16 protein-coding genes and 1 pseudogene are annotated in these 23338 nt (G+C 36.1%); 12 read left to right on the top strand and 5 right to left on the bottom strand.

Annotated features, from left to right (window positions below):
• The first annotated feature begins 1411 nt into the window (after positions 1-1411).
• The 12 genes from ACFOOI_RS21635 (at position 1412) to ACFOOI_RS21580 (ending at position 14798) form a co-directional block, all read left to right on the top strand.
• Positions 1412-1921, top strand: a complete 510-nt coding sequence (locus ACFOOI_RS21635) for a hypothetical protein (protein WP_379840267.1) — start codon at positions 1412-1414, stop codon at positions 1919-1921.
• 125 nt (positions 1922-2046) lie between these two features.
• Complete coding sequence (locus ACFOOI_RS21630) at positions 2047-3606, top strand: type I restriction-modification system subunit M (protein ID WP_379840266.1); 1560 nt, start codon at positions 2047-2049, stop codon at positions 3604-3606.
• A 22-nt stretch (positions 3607-3628) separates the two neighbouring features.
• Positions 3629-4045 (top strand): GxxExxY protein, encoded by a 417-nt coding sequence (locus ACFOOI_RS21625; protein WP_379840265.1) that lies wholly within the window; start codon positions 3629-3631, stop codon positions 4043-4045.
• A 103-nt stretch (positions 4046-4148) separates the two neighbouring features.
• Entirely contained in the window at positions 4149-5384 is a 1236-nt protein-coding gene (locus tag ACFOOI_RS21620) for a restriction endonuclease subunit S (protein WP_379840264.1), read from the top strand.
• Between the two features lie 18 nt (positions 5385-5402).
• Positions 5403-6377 carry a hypothetical protein gene (locus tag ACFOOI_RS21615; protein ID WP_379840262.1) on the top strand — a complete coding sequence of 325 codons (975 nt, stop codon included), beginning with the start codon at positions 5403-5405 and terminating at the stop codon, positions 6375-6377.
• 221 nt (positions 6378-6598) lie between these two features.
• On the top strand, positions 6599-6889 hold the full coding sequence (locus ACFOOI_RS21610; protein ID WP_379840261.1) for a hypothetical protein: 291 nt from the start codon (positions 6599-6601) through the stop codon (positions 6887-6889).
• A gap of 97 nt (positions 6890-6986) precedes the next feature.
• Positions 6987-8075 (top strand): AAA family ATPase, encoded by a 1089-nt coding sequence (locus tag ACFOOI_RS21605; RefSeq protein WP_379840260.1) that lies wholly within the window; start codon positions 6987-6989, stop codon positions 8073-8075.
• Complete coding sequence (locus ACFOOI_RS21600; protein WP_379840259.1) at positions 8075-8719, top strand: DUF4276 family protein; 645 nt, start codon at positions 8075-8077, stop codon at positions 8717-8719. Before ACFOOI_RS21605 ends, ACFOOI_RS21600 begins: the two co-directional genes overlap by 1 nt.
• A 450-nt stretch (positions 8720-9169) precedes the next feature.
• Positions 9170-9895: a DUF6088 family protein gene (locus tag ACFOOI_RS21595; RefSeq protein ID WP_379840258.1), complete on the top strand. Its 726-nt coding sequence runs from the start codon at positions 9170-9172 to the stop codon at positions 9893-9895.
• Positions 9892-10899, top strand: coding sequence for a nucleotidyl transferase AbiEii/AbiGii toxin family protein (locus tag ACFOOI_RS21590; protein WP_379840257.1), 1008 nt, complete (start codon positions 9892-9894; stop codon positions 10897-10899). Before ACFOOI_RS21595 ends, ACFOOI_RS21590 begins: the two co-directional genes overlap by 4 nt.
• The gene (locus ACFOOI_RS21585; protein WP_379840256.1) at positions 10880-14092 is read left to right on the top strand and encodes a type I restriction endonuclease subunit R; all 3213 of its coding nucleotides are present in this window, start codon (positions 10880-10882) and stop codon (positions 14090-14092) included. Before ACFOOI_RS21590 ends, ACFOOI_RS21585 begins: the two co-directional genes overlap by 20 nt.
• A gap of 424 nt (positions 14093-14516) precedes the next feature.
• Positions 14517-14798, top strand: a complete 282-nt coding sequence (locus ACFOOI_RS21580; RefSeq protein ID WP_379840255.1) for a hypothetical protein — start codon at positions 14517-14519, stop codon at positions 14796-14798.
• 65 nt (positions 14799-14863) lie between these two features.
• On the opposite strand, the pseudogene ACFOOI_RS21575 reads toward ACFOOI_RS21580, so the two are convergent.
• From ACFOOI_RS21575 to ACFOOI_RS21555, 5 genes and pseudogenes are all read right to left on the bottom strand, one after another.
• Positions 14864-15769: pseudogene (locus tag ACFOOI_RS21575) on the bottom strand (IS1595 family transposase).
• A 192-nt stretch (positions 15770-15961) separates the two neighbouring features.
• Entirely contained in the window at positions 15962-18031 is a 2070-nt protein-coding gene (locus ACFOOI_RS21570; RefSeq protein ID WP_379840254.1) for a T9SS type B sorting domain-containing protein, read from the bottom strand.
• Entirely contained in the window at positions 18028-19548 is a 1521-nt protein-coding gene (locus ACFOOI_RS21565) for a T9SS type B sorting domain-containing protein (protein WP_379840253.1), read from the bottom strand. The genes ACFOOI_RS21570 and ACFOOI_RS21565 overlap by 4 nt, the downstream gene beginning before the upstream one ends.
• On the bottom strand, positions 19538-20305 hold the full coding sequence (locus ACFOOI_RS21560; protein WP_379840252.1) for a hypothetical protein: 768 nt from the start codon (positions 20303-20305) through the stop codon (positions 19538-19540). Before ACFOOI_RS21560 ends, ACFOOI_RS21565 begins: the two co-directional genes overlap by 11 nt.
• The gene (locus ACFOOI_RS21555; RefSeq protein WP_379840251.1) at positions 20217-22898 is read right to left on the bottom strand and encodes a hypothetical protein; all 2682 of its coding nucleotides are present in this window, start codon (positions 22896-22898) and stop codon (positions 20217-20219) included. The genes ACFOOI_RS21560 and ACFOOI_RS21555 overlap by 89 nt, the downstream gene beginning before the upstream one ends.
• Positions 22899-23338 lie beyond the last annotated feature (440 nt).

Genomic DNA, 23338 nt, shown 5'->3' with positions numbered 1-23338 from the left:
CAAAGAAAAAAAATCGAAATCAAAAATATATTTTATATTGGTGTTCCTATTGGTTTGTAGATTGCAAAATTAATACCGCCGCATATTTTTACCGCAGTTGTAAATGAAACCAGGGCGGGCAGAGGCATACTCTAAAACATTAACAACGCAGAAGCCATAGTTTTGTATGTTTTACGGTGCCTTTGATGGGTTCAATTTCTTATTATGCCTTATCTAAAAAACTTCAATTTATAAGTTAAAAGCTAACAGTATTGGTATTGAAAATAGCTCTGTAAGAAGCACATTAAGCGATGAAAATATCAATTGCGACGCTATATGGTTTTTGAGCGTATTGCCATTGAATTGTATATGCATTAAGTATCGTATTTGAACAATGAAAACTTCTGCTTAATATCTGATATTGATGGAGTTAGTTAAATATAACTAGTCGGTTCAAGTACTTTCAGTCTTTTAGTGAAACATTTAAAGAAGCCGATAGAAACAGTATCAATGGAGCGAAAAAAAGGGGGATTAAAAAATACACGCCAAACTTCTATTGGGTGGTGTAGCACCTAATACTATACATATTTCAGAAGTGGCATGTAACGCTATTAGTTTTCTCAGATAGCCAAACTTTCAACTCAACACAATTTATGTTTTTGATAAAGGTTATGTCAGCTATAAAAAAATGGTAAGAAACAAACTATGGAGGAGCTAGCTGACATACAAGGCTAAAATAAAAATGCTAAATATGAGACCGTTAGCACAAAGAGAAGTATATAGACTTCGAAGATGCGGGCATTATAAGTGATTCTATAATTCACTTAAAAAGAAAAACCACCGCTGTAGCCGTTAGATTGATAAACGATAAAGACCCCAAAAAAGGGAAAGTTCGTTCATTTATCAGTAACCTTTTTGATCATAAACCCCTAATGATATAACAGTTGTATAAATATTGAGGGTCAATTGAGTTTTTTTCAAAAGATTAAAGCCAAATTTTCAAACTACCTATTTTTTCTCGGATAGCTCAAACAAGATAAAAACACAAGGATGGATAGTGCTTATAGCCAACTTATTAATGTCAGTAATTCATATTTAGACAAAACAAAAAGAATGCTTTTCAACGACGGTTCTAGCGGCAGCAAATAATATGAACGGCTATGTTGGATTAGGGGCAATTATTTGCCAAGAAAGGCCAACGAAAAATCCGAAAATTAGAATAGTACAACTGAACCTGTTCCCCAAAAACAAAGGGGCGTTTTCTGAATTTGAAAAAAACAGCTCAACAAACCATTGAAGGCCTATTTTAGCTAAATTTCAATTTTATTCGGATGATAGCAATTGTTTAAAATTATATAAGGCTCATGATTTATTTTCTAACAGACAGGCTTACTGAAAGAAAATTTTTCTAAATTTAAAAAAAAACTGATTCATGCCCTCAATTTATTTTGCATACGATAAAGTCGAATTTTCTTGTGATGTTACTAGCCATATAGGACCCTATTTAGACTTCCATTTGGCGTGGTATGATGCTTCTTCTGGAATAGCAGGAGAATCGACAACTGTTTATAAAAAATTCATGCTTGTTTCAAAAGGAGAGGGATTTGCGAAAATCTCAAGAAATATAACAATTGATGGGTTAAATCTCACTTTAAGCGACCTTCCATTGAAATTATTATTTGAAAGAAATGGTGGTGCCATGTATCTCTTTTGTCAAATATTAAATCCATTAAAGGTGTATCCTGAAAGTACTGCAAATTCTGATGTCGATTTAGTTTCTTTTACAGAAGTATTGAGGCGACTTACTATTTGGGGCTATGAAGACGTAAAAGGCAGTTTTAAGGAATTTATTAAGTTTGATGAATTTAAAGGTTATTCAGAAGAGCAGATGCTTCAAACTGATAATCTTTTAAAACTCAAAAAGAGACTGGAGGGTCTTTAGAGTCTTTGCTGTGAACTTTCACAATTAGTTCGATTAATTATATTTAAAGTTCTCGATACATAGAGGTTTTGTTAAATTTGAAGAAAAATAGCAATTGATTACAAAAATTGATAAAAACTATACCAATGGCCAAACAACAAAAACAAAAATCCATAGAAGAAACACTTTGGGACTCCGCCAACAAGCTTCGTGGAAGTGTAGAGCCTGCCGAATATAAGCACGTAGTATTGGGGTTGATATTCTTAAAATTTGCGAGTGATAAGTTTGAGGAGCATCGCAAAGCATTAATAGCCAAAGGGCAAGAAAAGTATATCGAAATGCCCGATTTCTATAATATGGCCAATGTTTTTTATCTCGACGAGGAATCACGTTGGAGCTATATCATCAAAAACGCCAAGCAAGACGATATTTCGCTCAAGATAGACACGGCCCTGCACAATATCGAAAAAAACAATAAGGCTCTAAAGGGGGCTTTGCCCGACAACTATTTCTCTCGACTAGGTTTGGATGTCTCTAAGCTGGCTTCTCTACTTGACACCATAAATGACATAGATACCTTACACGACAAAGCCCAGGATATTGTGGGAAAGGTCTATGAGTATTTTCTTTCGAAGTTTGCACTTGCCGAGGGTAAAGGCAAAGGGGAGTTTTACACACCTAAGAGTATTGTAAACCTCATAGCCGAGATGATCGAGCCGTATAAAGGTATCATTTATGACCCAGCTTGTGGTTCGGGGGGTATGTTTGTGCAGTCTATTAAGTTTATAGAGGCACACCATGGCAACAAAAAAGAGATTTCTATTTATGGCCAAGAATACACCAACACCACCTACAAACTGGCAAAAATGAACCTTGCCATTCGTGGTATTACAGGCGACTTGGGCGAAAAAGCAGCCGACACCTTTGCTGACGACCAACACAAAGACCTAAAGGCTGACTATATAATGGCCAACCCTCCTTTTAACCAAAAAGACTGGCGAGCCGAAAATGAGCTGGTAGACGACCCCCGATGGATGGGATATGACGTGCCTCCTAAAAGTAACGCCAACTATGGTTGGATTTTGAATATGGTAGCCAAGCTGTCTGATAATGGTGTGGCGGGTTTTATTTTGGCAAATGGTGCCTTGAGTGGCGGTGGTGAAGAATACAAAATACGTAGAAAGCTTATAGAAAATAATTTGGTAGAGGCTATAGTTGTATTGCCTCAAGATATGTTTTATACCACCAATATAAGCGTAACGATATGGATTTTGAATAAAAACAAAAAAGCATATATCCGAAAAATTGGAGATGAACAGCGAAATTATAGAAGCCGTGAAAAAGAAATTCTTTTCATGGATTTAAGGCAAATTGGGGTGCCATTTGAAAAGAAGTTTATTCAGTTTAGTGAAAATCAGATTAAAGATATAGCTAATACTTATCATAATTGGCAACAGGAAAACATTAACTATGAAGATATACCTGAATACTGTTATTCAGCCTCTTTTGAAGAAGTAGAAAAGAAGGATTTTTCACTAGTGCCGAGTAAATACATTGAGTTTATAAACCGTGATGAGAATATAGCTTTTGACGAAAAAATGAAAGGCTTGCAAGAGGAATTTGTTGAGCTACTCAAAGCCGAAGCTCAAAGTAAAAATGATTTATTGAAGGTTTTCGAAGAATTGGGGTACAAAATCACTATCTGAACACGATTTATCTGATTGAATGATGGACAAGATAAAAGTAGAAAACATCAACGAACTTACACACAAAATAATAGGCTGTGCAATGGAAGTCCATAAACATTTAGGGAATGGCTTTCAGGAAGTAGTGTATCAACGAGCCTTGTCTATTGAGTTAAATATGCAGGGTGTTGAACATATAAGGGAGCAAGAAATGCCGCTACATTACAAGGGTTATAATATTGGAACGAGAAGAGTTGATTTTTTTATTGAAGGGAAAGTAATGGTCGAAATAAAAGCTCTGGAAAAGCTGGAAGATGTACACAAAGCACAAGCCATAAACTACTGCGAGGCATACAACATTGCAGATGGCTTGTTAATCAATTTTGGAGGTAAGAGTCTTGATTTTAAAAGGGTTTACAATAAAAATCTTGTCAGTCCTAAACACGATTTTAAAGATTAAAAGATGTTCAAGATAATAAAATTAGGTAAATGCGAAAAAAATGAAATCTTGTTATTCGGGAAATCAAGTAATCGTGTTCATACAACATTTAAAGAATTGGGTTATGAAATCAAATTATAAGACCTTAGGTGAACATATAAGGCTTGTTGATGAACGAAACAAGGGTTTGCGAGTGACACAACTTTTGGGCTTAAGCATTTCAAAACAGTTTATTCCTTCTGTTGCGAATATCATTGGAACGGATATGGAGAACTATAAAATCATTCGCAAAAATCAATTCGCATGCAGCACAATGCAAGTAAGGCGTGATAAAAAAATGCCGGTCGCTTTGTTGCAAGAAGTTGATGAAGCTATTATTTCACAAGCCTATCCCATTTTTGAAGTAAAGAACGAGAAAGAACTTTTGCCTGAATATTTAATGATGTGGTTTACCCGTTCTGAGTTTGACCGTGAGGCTTGTTTTCACGCTGTTGGAGGTGTAAGAGGAAGTTTGGAATGGGAAGATTTTGAAAATTTACAATTGCCAATTCCTCCCCCTGACAAACAAAAAGAAATAGTAAAAGAATACAACGTAATCCAAAACCGCATAGCCCTTAATCAGCAACTGATACAAAAACTGGAAGAAACCGCACAGGCGATTTATAGGGAGTGGTTTGTGGATTTTGAATTTCCTAATGTCACATCGAGCGGAGTCGAGATGCCGTATAAAAGTAGTGGTGGAGAAATGGTTTGGTGTGAGGAGTTGGGGAAGGAGATTCCGTTGGGATGGGAAAACGAGAGATTATCAAGCATAATAAATATTAAAGATGGCACTCACAATTCACCAAGTCCAACTGAAAATGGTTATCCATTAGTGACTTCAACACATCTAAACCTATATGATATAAAACTAACGGAAACATATAATATAAGTGAGGAAGATTTCATCCAAACCAATAAACGAAGTAAGGTGTATAAATACGATATTTTGTTTAGTATGATTGGTACTGTTGGTCTAGTTAATTATGTTCTTTATGATGAAGTTAATTTTGCAATCAAAAATGTAGGGCTATTTAAAACATCCGAAAGGAAAGAAATAGCCGAATACATTCTCTTCTATTTAAAGAGCGATTATATGAAATTATATCTTGCTTCAAATCCAAATGGAAGCACACAAAATTATGTTACACTAGGTTTTTTAAGAGATATGCCAATTTTAGTACCATCAGATAAAACTATTTTAAAGTTTGAAGAAATATCCAAAAAAGTCATTGAAACAATACACTTAAAAACAAAAGAAAACCAAAAGTTAACGGAGCTGAAAGAGTTCTTGCTTTCGAGGTTGGCGACTGTGGAATGAAATAATAAATAGAAAAATATGCTACTACTACTCAACCCATCGAATACTATACAACTACATTATTGGTTCGGTGATAGCTCCCATGAAATGAATGCATTTGTGCAAAACAAATGTGAATATGAATTCCTTGGTATAATTAAAGAAATTAGTAATCATTTTGGATGCGAAGTTATTATAGAAACGTCACCTTTAACAGAAGGAGGTTTGCAAAGGTGGTTCAAGGTTTTGTCAAAAACTGAGAATTCCAAGGCAATAATCACAACTGCCGTAATTACATCAATAGCTACACAAATTTTCATTAATCCCTTAGGCAAGCTTTCTGAGAAATTCATTGAAAAGATATTTGAAGATAAAGAAAAGATCGCCCAAGAAGAAAGTATTAGAAGTAAGGAAGAAGAAAAACTTGATTTAGAAATTAGGGAATTAAAATCAAAAAGCTTAAAAAATCTCGATACATTAAGCTCTAATAATTTATTAAAAAAAAAGAGATCTAACTATTATGAAGCTCTTGAAAAATACCCAAAAGTGATTAAGGTATCATTTAATCATACCAACAGTAATTTTGAAATTATACAGGGGGAGGTAAATAGAAACGAATTCCAAAAATATATCCTTGCTACAGATGACTTACCATCGATTAAAGTTGACAACGCTATAATAGAAATTATTTCTCCTGTCTTGAAAAAAGGAAAATATAAATGGATGGGAATATATAATGGTGAATCTATCCCATTTAATATGAAATCTGTTGAATATAAGATAATGATTCAATCTGGTGAAATAAAATTTGTTAACGGGACTTCCATCAATTGTTTGCTTGAAATTAGACGAAAAATAGACTCAGAAGGAGTAGAAAAAATAGTTAGTTACGATGTTCTACGGGTTAATAGCTATTTTGAAAACGAAAAACCTATTGAAACTCCTGAGGGTAAAAAACATAGGAAAGCAAAGGAAAGAAGTGAGAAACAGTTGAAATTATTTAATGAGGAATAATTTAAACTGAAACTTCATTCGGACTTATTTGCTATCGACTTCAGGAAATTTAATAATAGGCTGATATTCAGTTACTTTTTATTTAACTCGGATTCGGAAAACGTTAATTTTGGATGTTAACATGCTCATAAGGTGAAAGAAGAATATTGATAGCAACAGGTAGTATAAACATTTTTAAAATATTGATTACCTTGTTCTTAATTAAGATTATTTATAGATAAATGGACAGACTTCAAAGCAATAAAATGTTTGCCGATATAAGTAAAATTATTCATTCGTTTAATGAATCTCTGGCTGCACATATCCCTAAGATTGATGCGGAGATCACACAGATGATAGATAATAAAAATAAAGATACTCAGGTTATTGAGCGTTATCTTGATACGCTTCTCTCGCTAACTATGTATGGGATTGGCGATGAGCTCTTTATTAAACTGCTTGAGTATTACAAAACCGTAGATGCGGAAGGAGCCGAGTTTTATTGGAATGAATACGATAAGGATGAGGAATAAAACAATAGACGTATATAACAACTAAATGACCCTTTTTCGATTCAAATTTTAATCTTGGCACTATTTTGTATTAAATTAGCATGAATATCAGCAAAACATGATTACCCGAATAAACATAGAAGGCTATAAAAGCATCAAAAGTATGGATCTGGCTCTAGGACCCATCAATATCCTATTAGGTGCCAATGGTGTGGGTAAATCTAACTTTGTGTCGGTGTTTTCGTTGGTGAAGAATATTCATCGGCAAAATTTTCAAAACTTTGTTCTTTCTAAAGGCGGAGCAGATGGTCTTCTGCATTTTGGAAAGAAAAAAACGCAGTTAATTAAATTAGAAATTGAATTTACGAATTCTGATTCCAATAAGAACAGATTTTATATAGAACTTGGAGTAATTCAGAATACCCTTTTCATAAATACACTTAAAACCGCATTTTTAAGTAAATCGACCTGGCACTATAAAGAATTTGACAGCAATACAATGGAAACAGTATTTGCTGATGTCGCCTTTAGTCAAGCTCATTATGTAAATCAGCGACTGAGAGAGTTCGAGGTGTATCATTTCCATGATACCAGCGATACGTCGCCTATGAAAGGTATTTCTAATATCAATGACAATTTCCGACTTAAGCCAGATGCCTCCAATTTGGCGGCTTACCTGTATTTGTTAAAAATAAAGCATCCAAAACATTTCCAACGCATCGAAAAAATGGTGCAAACTATTGCCCCGTTTTTTGAGCGTTTTATTTTGGAACCCGACCGCCTCAATACCAACAACATACAGTTGGAATGGAGAGAAAAAGGCCAGCCAGAGGGATATTTTAATGCCTATCATCTGTCGGATGGCACTTTAAGGTTTATTTGTTTGGCCACATTACTTATGCAGCCCGAGCCACCTGCTACCATTATCATTGATGAGCCAGAGTTGGGTCTGCATCCAGTAGCTATCAATAAACTGGCCGCCATGGTTCGTGCCGCCTCCGAAAAATCACAGGTGATACTTTCTACACAATCTGTCAATTTGCTTGATAATTTTTCACCTGAAGATATAATTGTAACCAACAGAACTACCGAAGGCTCAACATTCGAAAGGCTTCATGATGAAGATTTTACAGAATGGCTTCAAGAGTATACGCTTGGCGACCTTTGGGGGCAAAATAAATTTGGAGCTCAACCTTATTCTGTCTGATGAAAAGGCTAGCGTTTATAGTAGAAGGAGATACTGAAATAATTCTGGTCGAGAAGTTAATTTTACCATATTTAGTAGGCCTTGGGTTCAATATATCTATACATGCTCAAACTATCACTACAAACAGAAAGCAGCATAAGAAAGGAGGAGTTGGAAGTTATGGGAAATACAAAAATGAAATTAGCAGAACATTAGCACAAGGCAATGTAATAGTAACTTCGATTATTGATTTCTTTAAATTACCCACTGATTTTCCTTCTTACAGTAGTGATTCTAGTAAAATATCCGAAATTGAGGCTGCCATTCATCTGGAATTAGATAACCATCCTGATTTTATACCATATATCCAGAAACATGAATTAGAAGCTTTAATGTTTTCTGAAATGATTGGATTTGAATTAGTTATTGACTCACCTGATAGTTTAGCAGAGATAGAGCAAATTATGACTGATTATCCAAACCCTGAAGATATTAATAATTTACCACAAACAGCTCCTTCAAAAAGACTTGAAAGTATCTTCAAATATGATAAAACATTCCATGGTGATTTAATATTTCAAATAATGGATATAAAGAAAATGATTGAAAAATGTCCACGATTTGCTTTTTGGATGGAAAGGATAATAAATAAACTGTCAGAATAATTTAAATAATGAAATTCACTTAGTGAAACTTATAAAGTGGCTGTGATTAGGTGTTCCTAATTCTACTAAGTTTTTATAAACTTTAAATTAGAGGGCAGTGCTTTTATGTGTCTGTTTTGTTAAAAGTTAAAGCACCTGAATGTAAAATGTAGAACATAAGTCGGGAGGCGTAAAGTGTTTTATGTAAGGGTTTTATGAAGGTGAAGTGTTAAATGTTATATCTTACATTTGTAAAATATACATTGTGTTTTTAGGTACTTGGCTTTCTGGTAAAACACAAAAGCTATTAGAGGAAAAGAAACATGTGGCCCACTTCAATCCGGAATATCTATTTCTGCGTGTTACAAAATGCTAATCTTCAGTGTTTTTCTAAATAGATATAAATAAAAATGTCCAGTTTTTTTTATAATAAACTGGACATTTTGTTATATTTGTGGCTCAAATATTAATATGAAAGTATCTGATTATATAGCGGTTACGATAGATAGATTTCCGAAGGGGTATGTGTTCACCTATGCGGACTTTGTGACTGAGGTGAATAAAAAGGAGGCGGTTATAAAGGCACTTAATAGGTTAGTGGCTTCGGGCAAAATAGAGAAGTTGTCTAAAGGGAAGTATTATAAGCCCGAAAATACGCCATTTGGCAACTTGCAGCCCAATCAGGCTCAGGTGGTCAAAGACCTACTAGAAGACGACGGTAAGTTAGTGGGTTATCTGACAGGGTACAGTATGTATAATCAGTTTGGCCTTACTACCCAAGTGAGTTACACCATTCAGATAGGCAAAAACGACCTAAGACCAGCCTTTAAAAGGGAGAGGTACAGTATTTCGTTTATCAAACAAAAAAATACGATCACTAAAGAGAACATTCCCTTGCTCCAAATACTGGATGCAATTCGGTATATCAAAAAAATACCCGATACTAGTGTAGAGGCTTCGTGTAAGCGTTTTCTTGCCATATTGCAAGAGTTAAGCACTAAAGACAAAGAGACATTGGTGAGGTTGGCCTTAAAATATCCTCCTGCCACTAGGGCATTGTTGGGTGCTGTGCTTGAGGAGCTACAAGAAACCCAGATACTCACGTCATTGATGAAATCTTTGAATCCAATCACAAAATATAAACTAAGCGGAGCAGAAAAGGCACTGGCTACCGCCGAAAAATGGAACATCGTATGATACTTCACGAAAACAAAACCTTATTCCGACAGTCAATTCAGTTTACAGCTGACCAATTGCAGATTCCGGCCATTTATGTAGAGAAAGACTATTGGGTGACTTTCGCTTTGTTTACCATTTTTAACGATGAGATAGGTAAAGACACGGTATTTAAAGGTGGAACAGCCTTGTCGAAGTGTTTTAATATGATAGAGCGGTTTTCAGAAGATATAGACTTGGTAGTACTCAGGCATGAAGGAGAAACCAACAATCAACTCACCAATAAAATCAAGAAAATCAGCAGTGTGGTTACTACGGTTATGCCAGAGACAAACATCGCCAATGTCACTCAAAAAATGGGAATGAACCGCAAAACAGCCCACAGTTATGCAAAAGAGTTTACGGGAGCTTATGGACAAGTGCGAGATGTAGTAATAGTAGAAGCTACGTGGTTGGGTTATTTTGAGCCCTATACCACTAAACTTTTGAGCTCGTATGTGGGCGAAATGATGATAAACAATGGACAAAAGGCCATGGCCGAATCTAACGGTTTGATGCCTTTTGAGGTAAGGGTGCTAGTGGTTACTCGTACACTTTGTGAGAAAATCATGAGCTTGGTACGTTTTTCGTATTCGGCCGAACCTATGGATGACCTCAAGAGTAAAATAAGGCATATGTATGATTTGCACCAGCTGCTAAGTCAAACAGAATTTGCGGAGTTTTTTAACGCTCCCACTTTTGAGGAAATGCTTATGAGAGTGGCACAAGATGATGTGGCGAGTTTTAAAAATAATAATGCATGGCTACAGCATCATCCAGTAGAGGCATTGGTGTTTAGAAATGTAGAAGAGGTCTGGAAAGCCTTAGCTCCTGTTTATTCTGGGCAATTTAGAAATTTGGTGTATGGAATATTGCCAATAGAATCAGAAATATTTGCTACTTTAGTAGTAATAAAGAACCGACTGTCGGCCATGAACTGGAAAATAGAGCTAACACCAACTGTAAATGAAATTCACAGAGGCTAAACTTGAACAAACTTTTATAGAACTATTGGGCAACGAGTCCTACGAGCATACTTTAGGCATAGACCTAGGTTTGCCACAAGGAGAAGTACTGATAGAAAAAGACCTGAAGGCATTTCTAAGCAAGAAATATGCTGAGGAGGGTATTACGGATATTGAAATAAAGCAAATCGTATTAAAGCTAAAGGCTTATCCAGCAAGCGACCTTTATGAGAGCAATAAGGCCATACTGAGCATGATTACGGATGGCTTTATACTAAAAAGGGAAGATAGAAGTCAGAAAGACATTTACATCCAACTGTTAGACTATAAAGGGTTAGAAAAACAAAAAGTAGGTGACTCCGAGGGTTTAATTCATGTGCTTGCCGATGATGAAAATACATATGAGGTTAAGTCAAGTAATATTTATCGCTTTGTAACTCAGCTTGAAATAGTAGGTTCAGAAAAACGAATTCCTGATGGTATTGTCTATATCAACGGATTGCCTTTGGTTGTGTTTGAGTTTAAAAGTGCAATACGAGAGGAGGCCACAGTTAACGATGGCTTTAAGCAGCTGACTGTTCGCTACCGCAGAGACATTCCTGAATTGTTTAAATACAATGCTTTTTGTGTAATCAGCGATGGTGTCAATAACAAGGCCGGTTCGTTTTTTGCCTCATACGATTTTTTCTATGCATGGCGAAGGGTGGCAGGATTGGCAAAAGAAGTTGATGGAATTGATAGTATGTTTACTATGGTTCAGGGTATGTTTAACCATTATAGGCTAAGAGATATCATCCGAAATTTTATTTATATTCCAGATAGCTCAAAGAAAAACGAAAAGATCGTATGTAGATATCCGCAATACTATGCTGCCCGAAGCCTCTATGACAGTATAAAACTGGCTCAGAAGCCCAAAGGAGACGGAAAAGGAGGGACGTATTTTGGAGCCACAGGCTGTGGCAAAAGCTACACGATGCTGTATCTGACACGGCTATTGATGAAAAGTGAATACTTTGAAAGCCCAACCATAATTTTAATAACTGACCGTACTGACTTAGACGACCAACTGTCGGGGCAGTTTACCAATGCGAAGAAGTTTTTAGGCGATAGCTTAGTGATTAGTGTAGAAAGCAGAGCCGAGTTAAGAGAGCTGTTGCAGGGGCGTCAAAGTGGTGGTGTGTTTTTAACTACCATTCACAAGTTTACCGAAGACACTTCGCTATTGACCGAGCGAACCAATGTAATCTGTATATCAGATGAAGCACATAGAAGTCAGGTAAATTTAGACCAGAAAGTTAAAGTTGGAGAGAAAGGCGTTACTAAAACCTATGGTTTTGCCAAATACCTACATGATTCTTTGCCCAATGCCACTTTTGTTGGCTTTACAGGTACACCGATAGACGCTACACTTGATGTTTTTGGCAATATAGTAGATGCTTACACCATGACAGAATCCGTAAAAGATGAAATTACGGTTCGGATAGTATATGAAGGACGAGCAGCTAAGGTATTATTAAACAACTCTAAGCTTAAAGAGATTGAGGAGTACTATGCTTCGTGTGAAAAAGAAGGGACTAATGAGCATCAAATAGAAGCTAGCAAAAAAACGATGGCTCAAATGAACGCTATCATCGGTGATCCTGAACGCTTAGAGGCTCTTGCCACCGACTTTGTGAAGCACTACGAAAAAAGGGTGTCAGAAGGAGCAACCATAAAAGGCAAGGCTATTTTTGTGTGTAGTACCCGAGAAATAGCATATGAGCTTTTTAAAAACATCATAAAAATAAGACCTGAATGGAATGAGGTAAAGGTTTCGGAAGACGGAGTGGAGCTTACGGAGAAGGAAAAACGTGAGATAAAACCTATAGAAAGGTTAAAAATGATAATGACCCGTGATAAAGATGATGACGAAACGCTTTATAAGTTATTGGGCACAAAAGACTACAGGAAAGAATTAGATAGGCAGTTTAAATCAGACAAATCTAATTTTAAAATTGCCATTGTGGTGGATATGTGGCTAACGGGCTTTGACGTTCCGTTTTTAGATAGCATTTACATAGACAAGCCAATTCAGCAACATAATTTGATTCAAACGATTTCACGTGTAAACCGAAAGTTTGCAGAGAAAGAAAAAGGCTTGGTAGTAGACTATATTGGCATAAAGAAGCAAATGAACCTGGCTTTGGCTAAGTACAACAAAGGCGACAAAGAGAACTTCGAAGACATAGCGGAGTCGCTGGTAATAGTACGAAACCACTTAGATTTATTGGCGAAGCTTTTTCATAAATTTGATAGCTCCAAATATTTTAAAGGTACGGCCTTTCAACAGTTAAATACCTTAAATTTAGCTGCGGAGTTTATCCAAACCACCAAAGAATTAGAAACCCGATTTATGGGCTTGGTGAAGCGTTTAAAAGCGGCCTATGATATTTGCTCAGGAAGCGAGAAGTTAAGCACTAAAGAGCGTGATTATACGCATTTTTACTTAGCTGTGCGGTCTATTGTGTTTAAGCTTACCAAGGGCAATGCTCCCGATACTGCTCAGATGAATGCAAAAGTCAGAGAAATGATACAGGATGCCTTACAAAGCGATGGCGTGCAGGAGATATTTAAAATGGGAGATGAGAATATTTCCGAACAAGATATATTTGATGAGGAATATTTGGCTAAAATAGATAAGATTAAACTACCCAATACCAAAATCAAGCTTCTACAGGAATTGCTTGCAAAAGTAATAGGTGAGTTTAAAAAGGTGAACAAGGTAAAAGGTGTAGACTTCTCGAAAAAGATGCAAATCCTAGTTGACAAATACAATCAGCGTGATGAAAACGACATATTTAAAAGCGAAGTGTATGACGAGATGGCCGAACAGCTTACAAATTTAATATGGGAGGTGCATAAAGAGTTTTCAGCTGGGGAAATTATGGGTATCAGCTTTGAAGAAAAAGCTTTTTATGACATCTTGAATGAGCTTTGCAAAAAATATGACTTTAGTTATCCCAAAGATAAGCTTATAGAACTAGCCAAAGCAGTAAAAGACTTGGTAGAAGGACAAGCCAAATTTCCAGACTGGAACAAGCGAGAAGACATCAAATCAGCCTTAAAAGTCGGCCTTATTCTCCTTCTAGACGAGTTTGGCTATCCTCCAGTAGAGCGTGATGAAGTTTACGTTGAGATTTTTGAGCAGGCTGAGAACTTTAAGAAGAATGAGTGAGGGGGAAGGTATCTTATTTAAAGAAGTTTTTTTTTGTTTTTAGAAAATTTCAGTCTTTTTTTTGAAATGCCTATAGACAAATTCCGAAATTAGAAGCCATGAAGGTATGTATTTAGGATACGTTTACTAGGAAACAATATTTGCTTTTCCCATTAACAATATGGCTCCATGTTCATGTCAAAACCTAGGATTTTACTCATATTAAAACTCAGTTTTTGTGAATTAATTCATGTTGATACACTATCAGGAAACTCAAAATAACCTTGGTTTACTTAAATTAATTGGGGTTAATTTGGGTTAAATGTTTTTTGACATAGATGTACCATTTAAAAAAAAGGAAATTCCCCGCTTAATAAATATCCCATTGGAAGTTCTTTTTTTGCTTATTAAAATATTAATTTGGTATATAAACTATAGCTTAAGCATGAAATTACTAAAAACTGTTTCATTTTTACTGTTTAGTTATGTTACAATTGGTCAAATTTTGCCCCAAAAGCTACTAATCTATTATGGTACTCCTTCAAAAATAAATGGATCTACCACAATTCTATCTGCATCAGATGAATTCTACAATTATGATATTATAGTTTGGCCTCCAGTAGAATTAGCTGGTCATTACGATAATTCTAATTCATATCAAATCTTAACAAATCTTAAAAGTAGACCAACCCCCCTAAGGTATTTGGATATTTATATGTTGGCTTAGGTTTGCCTACCGAAACTATTGATACTACCGCATTAAAAAATAGATTACTGAATATCCGTAATTAATCATACTGCTTGAATACTTGCAATAATTAGTCTATCGAACAGCTTGTCTCCGAAATATCTTCTGTTCAATTTGTAAACAAATTCGTTCAAATAGAGCTGTAAATATTTGCCTTTTATTTTGTGATAATTTCCTAGCAAGTTCCTTTTTGCGTTACTTATCATAATGTGGACCCACTTCAAATTTTCTTCAGTTGTCTGCTTATTGGATTTATATGTGACGTGCATTTCTACAAAATCTGCAATATCTATATATGAAGTACTTTGATCCGTAAATACTATACTTTTCTCGTCAATTGATTCTTTAATGGTTTGGTTTATCTGTTCAGCTTTGTGAGAACTTAATACTTTGGCTTTGAAATATCGACATTGGCTTGAAGTTGCCCCAGTCTCAATATCTTCTAATGGTGTCGATTCCGCCATTATTACAACATGCTGTTTTCCAGCTGCACCACGCCCTCTCACACCCTTATCTTGCTCTATTTCAGTTGATTCTATAGTGAAATAACCTTCATCCATTTCAATCATACCCTCTAAGGTGTAAATCGCATCACGATTCCCCATGGCCTTTCTAATTTTATGAACCATTGCCCAAACTGGTTCGTATCGCTTCAAGTTTAATTGCTTTTGTATCTCTTTGCTCGAAAAACCTTTTTTGGTGGCTGTCAACAAAAACATCGTTTTATACCAAATTAAAAATGGTAAGTTAGAATTTTCCATGGTTGTTCCGCTTCTTAGAGAAGTCCTGCTTCTACATTGTTTGCATTCATAGCTCCATCTGCTTTTTATCCGGTAATGCTCTTTGCAACCGCATTTACATACAACTCCAATTTTATCTCATTCACCTTTAAAATGTAATCTACAATCCTCTTTGCTACCAAAATTTGCCGTGAAATTGAATAAATTCATATCTTTGATTTTATAAACAAATTTAACTAAAATTATCCGTTATGGCAAATTACGGATATTCAAATTTATTTTATATCGGACCCAAAGCAAAAAACATAGGTTTAAAAATGTTTTTCAAGTGTATCTAATGTGTTGGTGGATAAAATGCAGTTTTTGGTGTATAAAGAGTATTTATTTTCGTAAAACTTAGGTTTAATTATTGACTACATAAATATTTCCTTTGTGTATACTGGTGGTGTTATTGGTTAAAGTGAGAGTAATTTGGTATTGGTAATTTCCAGTGGGTACATTTTTCCCGTTGGCTTTCCCGTCCCACCTAGATTCTATTTCATCTGTGTTTGAGATTTCGTTCCCTAGACGATCGAAAATTTTCATCTCGAAAGATCTTATTTTACTTTTTAAGGTTTTTATTTCCATCAAGTCGTTTATGCCGTCGTTGTTGGGGGTAAAAATTGTGGGTATAAATAGCTTGAATGGGAGATTTAGATCTACGCTATTTGAAGCAACTGAAGGATAACTGGAATTATTTGATTCAGCTACAATTTTTAGTTTACCGTCAGACGAGAATTTGTCTAAATCGAGATTGCTTGCTGATTTTTCTTTTGGAAATGTATCGATTGTATTTTCTGTGCCTTCGGCTTGGTATATCAGTTGGTAGCCTGAGGTATTGCTATTTCCAAATGGTGTATCCTGAGTCCAATTTATTTCGGCTAGATCGTTGATGCTTAGAAAAATTGAGTTGACAGGTTCTGAATATTGTGAAAGTCTATCACATTTGTCTTTGTAGGCGATTTTATAGGTTTCTTGTTTTATCGGTGTAGTGTTGTCTGTAAAAAAGGAGTTTTTAACAAAGGAACTGTCTAGTACTTTATATGTATTTTCTTGAAGTTTCAGCAAATACCATTTGTTTTGCTCTATTGGCCATTCGCTCAGATTTTCTTTGTAATAAATCTGATTAAAGACCTCTGTATTTACCCAGAGGTTGGTAGGAGCTGGTGGTACTATTAATTGTGGATCAAAACTTACCTTATTGGAAATACTTAATCCTCTAAATTTGGTAAAATTGGTGGTACCATTGATTTCTTGCCAAACTTGATAGGTGTATTTTGTGAAGCAATCAAGAGGGCCATGCATGAATGTGTTTGTTGTTAATTCAACTTCTCCAATTTGATTAGGAGTATCGAGTTTGTTGATAATAAGCTTTTGCTTGAGCGACATGGTGGCTTGAGCTGCTGTACCTAAGGGGGGTACTGTTCTGCTCTTTAATGTTTTTTGATACGCTATCCATGAGATGTCATTCTTTGCGTTTTGTGGGTCAAATTTTGTGGAAATTATGGGTATGGTGCATACTTCTGCTGATTCTACAATTTGGCCGCCGCAGGTGGTATTTCGTCTGACAAAAAAGCAATAAGATTTTGTAGAGTCAGGAATATCGAATGTATAAATACCCGGTAAAATACCTGTTTTTATTGGTGTAGCTGATTGGTATTGCTCTTTTTCGTACCTATACAGGTTAAATTGAGGGTCAGGCACAAAGGGTCCGTTGTAATCAATTTTTACGTTTTTTAGCGTTATTAGCTCTACTTTTGAAATTTGCGGCGTAAAAGGTAATTCTATGTTGGGATTTCGAAGCGGAATAGTTTGAAAACCATAATTGAGAGAGCAGTTTTTGCTGGGATCGGTATATCTTCCGGTAACTTTATAGCTCTGTGGCAAATTGAAGGTTTTTTGGACTGAGAATGGCAGTTGAGCTTTTGAAAAAAATATTGGTGGTTGCCCTGAGCCAAATTCGAGGACGTAAGAATCGAAGTCGTTTATGGGGTTAAGGGGTATACTAAAATCCACCGTTGATTGGCATACTGAGTAACTGTGCAGTGGCGTGTTGTTTGGCCTGACAATGATGTTTTTACACGCCACGGTGGTGTTGCCGTTTCGTTTGCCAAGTTGAAGAACAGTATAGCTTTTAGGATTGGTTAAAGCCGGAAAAATATGACTGGTTTGATTTTGGGCAATACCTAAAGCGTCTTCGAGACTTTGGCCTTGGTAGTCAAAAATATATTTCAGTTCTGAGGCACCGGATTTGTCTGTTACTACCAAGGAAGACGATTGGCATATCTGATCGGTATTAGTGTCGAAATTTCCTTTCAATAAGTCAGTTCTATCACAAAGCCCTTGTGCTGATAGTGAAAAATTCGTGAAGCAGAAAATAGAAAACAGGTCTATAGCTAAACGATACATATTTACAGGAAGGTTTAATTTCATTTTTTGATTGTAATGAAGCCTAGGATTGGCTTATTTGAATTGTTAATATAAATGGCATAATAATAGGTACCCTCTGGAACTAAGCTGTTCGTATCCCTATTTTTACCGTTCCAAGAAATCGTTTCGGTATTTTGAGAAATATTGTTGACTTCATGAATTTTAGCTCCGTACCTGTTGTAAACCACGAATTTATCTATGGCCACATTCTTTAATAGTTCTATGTTTAGCTCATCATTGATGCCATCATCGTTTGGAGAAAATCCTCCTGGAACACTTATTAATGTTTCTACCGGGAATGTTGAAGGGTTTATATAAAAGGTTGTGGTGTCTTGAAGCCAAGACAATGTTAATGGGCCGTTGTTGGATACATCAAAATAGGTGTTGTCTGATGAATCTTTGACTGATGCACGAACTTGGTTATGATATGGCCCTAGGAAGGAATTGAAGTTAAATGTTAAGCCAAAAATAAGCGTATCCTGTGCACTGGGTTTGATTGTTGAGGTGGGTAGTGTAAGGTAAGTGTCTGAGGAACCATTGAAATTAGGGTTTGTTTTGATTGAGCTTGTGGTAGACACCAATGGTTTTTCTGAAATGTAAAACGGCATGCCATTGGGCAAGAATTTGCTCAAGGAATCGCTTATAATTAGATTTGTGAGGGTGGAATTTGTTTGGTTTTTTAGGAGAACCATGTATCGCACCTTAAAAGTATTATATGCGAGTAGTGTAGTATCAATCACACTAAGAGTAACAGCAATAGGGTTGAGCTTAGGTTGTTTAAGGTTAATTAAGGTGGGGGTATTGTTGTCAGAAGTTTTTCCGTTATTATCGGGGTCTGGATTTTGGCCATCTGTAGAAATATCGAATGTATTGGGGTCATTTGAGATTTCAATACGTGCTGAGTTATAAAAAATATTTTTCAAGGAATCTTCTAAGAATATTTTGAATCCCAGTTTAATGTTTAGGGTATCGTTGGGGTTTATGTAACTTAAAGATTCAATTAATAGGTTTGTATTTGGAGGGAAACCCGAATAGTTTGGATTTAATACGATTTTAGAATCGTTTTCAGACGATAACAAAATATCATTAATACTTACTGATGACCCGAAAGTTTTTGATAAATCGTCGGATAGTTGGAGGTTTCTTAGGCCTTTGGGGCTAGTATTGGTTATTTTAAAGTTAAAAGATAGATCGAAAAGCCTCTCTCCTACCCTATAGAGGTAAATTAATTCTTTACTTAGCCCAAGTGGACTATTGTTGTCGTAAGGATTAATAACCACTGTGCTTTCATTGTTTGCTGAGTTGGCATCTGTTTGGTCAAGCGTTATAAGTGCAGCAGTATTTCTAATTAGGCCAGTACCTGTGGTTTTCACCTCGTATAATACTACAACGGAGTCCTCTATTTTTAAGAAGGGAATGCTTATGAAAATTAGACCATTTTTAAACTTGGCGTTGCTACTCAAGGCTATGAGTTCTATATTTTGTGGTAAGAAGTCAACAACTTGGACGTTAGTGGCCATGGTCTTTCTGGTGTTTTTTTATTACTATTCTATAAAAAACTTTGCTGTTGATATCTGCAACCGAAACATTTGCCGATTTCCTTACCTGTATATCTACTGTATCTGTTTTGGTTGTTGAGGAGCAGTCTGATATTCCTACAGCTATGGCAGATGGGGCGGACAAGCAGCCGTCCGTAGATTTTTTAAAAATATAATAAATGCCACTTACCGCTATTTTGGTTGGGTCTGATATCGTTTCAGCAGTCTGTAAAGAATCATTTTTGAAAAGGAAGACTGAACTGGTGGATTGGGAATCGATGGATGTTGCGTTATTAAGATTTACGAATTGTACTGGACAAGTATTTCTTAAGGATTGGAGAACTGTAGGTTTGGAAATTTTTTCAAGCACTGTGATTTTTAGGCTATCTGACACTTGACTTTCACATTGTAAAGTATCTGAAACACACTTTGCTGTGTAGTTCTGAACACCGCTTATTTTGGTTTTCTCTTTTAAAGTTTCACCAGTTGAGCCATTTGACCATTCCACTTTGCCTGTGCAGCCATTTGCTCGTAGCTGGATGGTATCTCCCAGGCAAACTTGGCTTTTAAGGGCACTGATTTTTGGTGCATTTTTACTGAACACTCCAATTAGAAGTGTATCCGATGATGCACTTACGCAGTTGTTGTCTTTACAAAAAGCAAAATATTTTGTCGCCGATGTAGGGGCTACCGTAATTTCTGGCCCTTTTTGAGTATTTGACCATATTGCCTCCTGCAAGCAGTTTTTGGCTGTTATTTTGACAGGTTCTCCAGCACAAATAGTTGTTTTTTGCAGCGGAAAGAACAGGTTTAGTAGGATTACTCACCGTTATTGTCACTGTGTTGGAGACATCAAGTTTGTCAGCTTTTTTGCATTTTGCAAAATAGGTAGTTGTTTTTGCCGGTTTTGTAATGATAGACTTTCCTAAGGCACCGTTTGACCAGACTACGGTGTCGTCTATACAGCCGTTTGCAAGTAATGTGACAAGTTCACCTTCACAAATTTGTAATTTTGTGGATGATATTATGGGTGAAAATGGCGGTTTTTCGTTCTTAATTTCAAGGGTATCTGAGGAGCTGCTTTTTCCACAAGCAGTTTCACAAAAAGCAAAGTATTTGCCAGGACCCACCTTGATTGAGGGGGTTTTCTCTTGGGTTGACCATACCACGTTTCCTATGTTACATGCACTGGCCATCAATGTAACTTTTTGACCGTCTTTTACAAAGAATGAATCGGGTTTAATAATGGGTGCCACGAGTGTTGGTGTGACGTTAATTGTAATGGTGATGCTAGCCTGCGTGTTGCCACAAGGGGCCTCACACAGGGCAGTGTAGGTTCCTGATTTATTAACTGTAATGATAGCCGTTTTTTCGCCCGTATTCCAAATTAGATTGCCCGTGCAAAAGTTAGTTGTGAGCTTTACGGATTCTCCGTTGCAATCCACTGATTTTGAAACACCTATAAATGGAATGGGCGTATCACTAATCTTTGAGATTGTGATTTGGTTGGAGGGTGGGCTTATACCGCAAGTGTTTTTACATCTTGCAGTATAGGTGCCCTCTCCAACATTTATAAGGTTCAGGTTAATTACATTATTTGACCAAACTATGCTGGCCGAGTCCTGACAAATAGAGGCTAATAGGTTTGCTTTTTCAAAGGAACAAATCAGTTGTTTGTCTGTAGTAATTTCGGGTGGTAGAAGAACGGAGTCAAGTTCTATTTTTTGGTTTTTTAGCGTAGTTTGATAGCCTGTTTTATCTTTTACGTTAACATTATAAGATCCAGCGTTTAGGTCTTTGAATATTGCATTGGATTGAAATGGGTTGTTGTTTATACCAAAAGTAAAGGGTGCTTCTCCCACAAGGTTAGTGACTTCCAATTTTCCTTTGGTTAAATTTTTGCAACTTTCGTTGGTTACTTGAACTTGAAAAGTGGCAGGTGGAATAACTAACATTATGAAGTTACAGCCTTTGGTTTTTTGTTGTGTACTGTCCTGGTTTATTTTGCGAGCCTTGAAGGTGTATGTACCAGGGCTTTTTATAGTATATGTTTGGGCTTGTTGGCCAATTAGCAGGGTATCGTTTTTGTACCATTGGATGTCTTTAAAGCCATTGGGTACTGATATTAATTGCGAGATGATGGCACCTGTACAAACTTTAAAAGTAGTATCTGCACAGAGGTTATTGCAGCTGATGGTAGTGCTATACCCTTTGGTACAGCCTTTGGTGTCTTTTATCTCGAAACTAAATGTGCCGTTGGGCTTGCGGAATTGGTTGGCTATTTTGAATCCCGATCCGTCGTTGTATTGGTAAGGTGGATTTCCGCCCGAAGCATTTAAGAAAAGTTGGGCGGTATTTGAAGAGTCGCAAACGAAATTACTGGAGATGGTGATGTCATTTGAAATGGTCTCCAAATTGATTGTTTTTTTTGTGATGCAAGATTTTGCATCTTTAATAAATATGTTGTAAGTCCCAGATAAAAGGTTCTGAAAAAGATTCTCATGGCCGAAGGTCAGGCTATCTTTGCTAAACTCTATGGGTTCAAGCCCTGTGGTAATGGTTATTTTAATGGAGCCATTGGACAAAGAACAGCTGGGCTGGGTGACTTGGGTTTGAAATTCGGTAGGTTGTATTGTACTTATTTTTATTGAGTCGGATGAGGCATACGTACAAGCTTGCCCTGTTTGTGTGAAAGTTGCCTTGAAACCATAATTACCTTCGCTTTGAACCAATAGTTGTTTTGTGCTCGAACCATTAATTACTTGGCCGTTTTTATACCAAGTATAAGTATTAAAACCCTGAACCGCCGATAACTGAAGTGCTGAATCATTGGTATAACAATTGTTCACATTTCCCCCCACCGTAACAAATGTCATATCGTCTTCACAGGGACTTTGGTTGTTGGGTGTGCTATCGAGATCTTCTTCTGACACCTGAATAATTTCGGCTTGATTGTGAGAGAAATCCTTAGCTGCAGATAGTTTGCCAGTTATAATAATGGTATGCTCCGATTCACTGCTTGTCATGGTACCGATTTCCCATAAAATGGAATTCGCAGTTAATGAATGTAGCCCCTTTGAAACTGTAATATTTTCGATTTGAAAATTAATTGGCAGTATGTCCTTGACTATTATGTTGTTGGCCAAAGTACCTCCCTGGTTCTTTAATTTTATGGTAAATGATGTTCTCCCATCAGAAAATCTATTATAGCTACTCTGCAAGGCCAAATCAATTTTTATCCCATTTACTGCTGGACTGAATGCAATTGCTTGCTTGCATATCAAGTTAAAAATCAAAATAAACGAAATGTAGCGTTTCAAAAACACAAGCATTTTCTAAAAATTTATGACTGACAATTTAATTATAGGCATACTTCAAATTTTTTACAATCAAAATACTATATTAATAGAGCTAAAAAATGGCCAAGTATTGTTAAATAGCATGAAAATAGGTTACGAGTTGCATAAAAAGGTTGATAAAATTCAATATACTCTAAGCTTTCGCTCGGGTTGATGGCGGAGCTTCAATATGTAGGTGTACAGAAAGATTACTTACTAGACCTAGGGTGCTTAAAAAGGTATGGAACTGTTTTGCTCAAATTAACTTTTGAGGTCTAATTGACCCATAGCGAAAATTGTAATTCAGTAGTAACCTTGTACAAAGTCAATTCATAAAGAAATTTAAGTTATTCATTTTACCTTTACATATTGCACAAAATCATTGTAGTGGTTTTGATATATTTAATATTTTGGAAATCCGTAATTATAAAACA

This window comes from Lacihabitans lacunae (genome assembly GCF_042649125.1).
Lineage (GTDB): Bacteria > Bacteroidota > Bacteroidia > Cytophagales > Spirosomataceae > Leadbetterella > Leadbetterella lacunae.
Note: the sequence above shows the minus strand (reverse complement) of the source record. Positions and strands in the feature narration are given on the sequence as shown.

Coding starts and splice junctions, on each gene's coding strand:
- ACFOOI_RS21635 (WP_379840267.1), top strand. CDS start 1,412: ATGCCCTCAATTTATTTTGCATACGATAAAGTCGAATTTTCTTGTGAT.
- ACFOOI_RS21630 (WP_379840266.1), top strand. CDS start 2,047: ATGGCCAAACAACAAAAACAAAAATCCATAGAAGAAACACTTTGGGAC.
- ACFOOI_RS21625 (WP_379840265.1), top strand. CDS start 3,629: ATGGACAAGATAAAAGTAGAAAACATCAACGAACTTACACACAAAATA.
- ACFOOI_RS21620 (WP_379840264.1), top strand. CDS start 4,149: ATGAAATCAAATTATAAGACCTTAGGTGAACATATAAGGCTTGTTGAT.
- ACFOOI_RS21615 (WP_379840262.1), top strand. CDS start 5,403: ATGCTACTACTACTCAACCCATCGAATACTATACAACTACATTATTGG.
- ACFOOI_RS21610 (WP_379840261.1), top strand. CDS start 6,599: ATGGACAGACTTCAAAGCAATAAAATGTTTGCCGATATAAGTAAAATT.
- ACFOOI_RS21605 (WP_379840260.1), top strand. CDS start 6,987: ATGATTACCCGAATAAACATAGAAGGCTATAAAAGCATCAAAAGTATG.
- ACFOOI_RS21600 (WP_379840259.1), top strand. CDS start 8,075: ATGAAAAGGCTAGCGTTTATAGTAGAAGGAGATACTGAAATAATTCTG.
- ACFOOI_RS21595 (WP_379840258.1), top strand. CDS start 9,170: ATGAAAGTATCTGATTATATAGCGGTTACGATAGATAGATTTCCGAAG.
- ACFOOI_RS21590 (WP_379840257.1), top strand. CDS start 9,892: ATGATACTTCACGAAAACAAAACCTTATTCCGACAGTCAATTCAGTTT.
- ACFOOI_RS21585 (WP_379840256.1), top strand. CDS start 10,880: ATGAAATTCACAGAGGCTAAACTTGAACAAACTTTTATAGAACTATTG.
- ACFOOI_RS21580 (WP_379840255.1), top strand. CDS start 14,517: ATGAAATTACTAAAAACTGTTTCATTTTTACTGTTTAGTTATGTTACA.
- ACFOOI_RS21570 (WP_379840254.1), bottom strand. CDS start 18,031: ATGAAATTAAACCTTCCTGTAAATATGTATCGTTTAGCTATAGACCTG.
- ACFOOI_RS21565 (WP_379840253.1), bottom strand. CDS start 19,548: ATGGCCACTAACGTCCAAGTTGTTGACTTCTTACCACAAAATATAGAA.
- ACFOOI_RS21555 (WP_379840251.1), bottom strand. CDS start 22,898: ATGCTTGTGTTTTTGAAACGCTACATTTCGTTTATTTTGATTTTTAAC.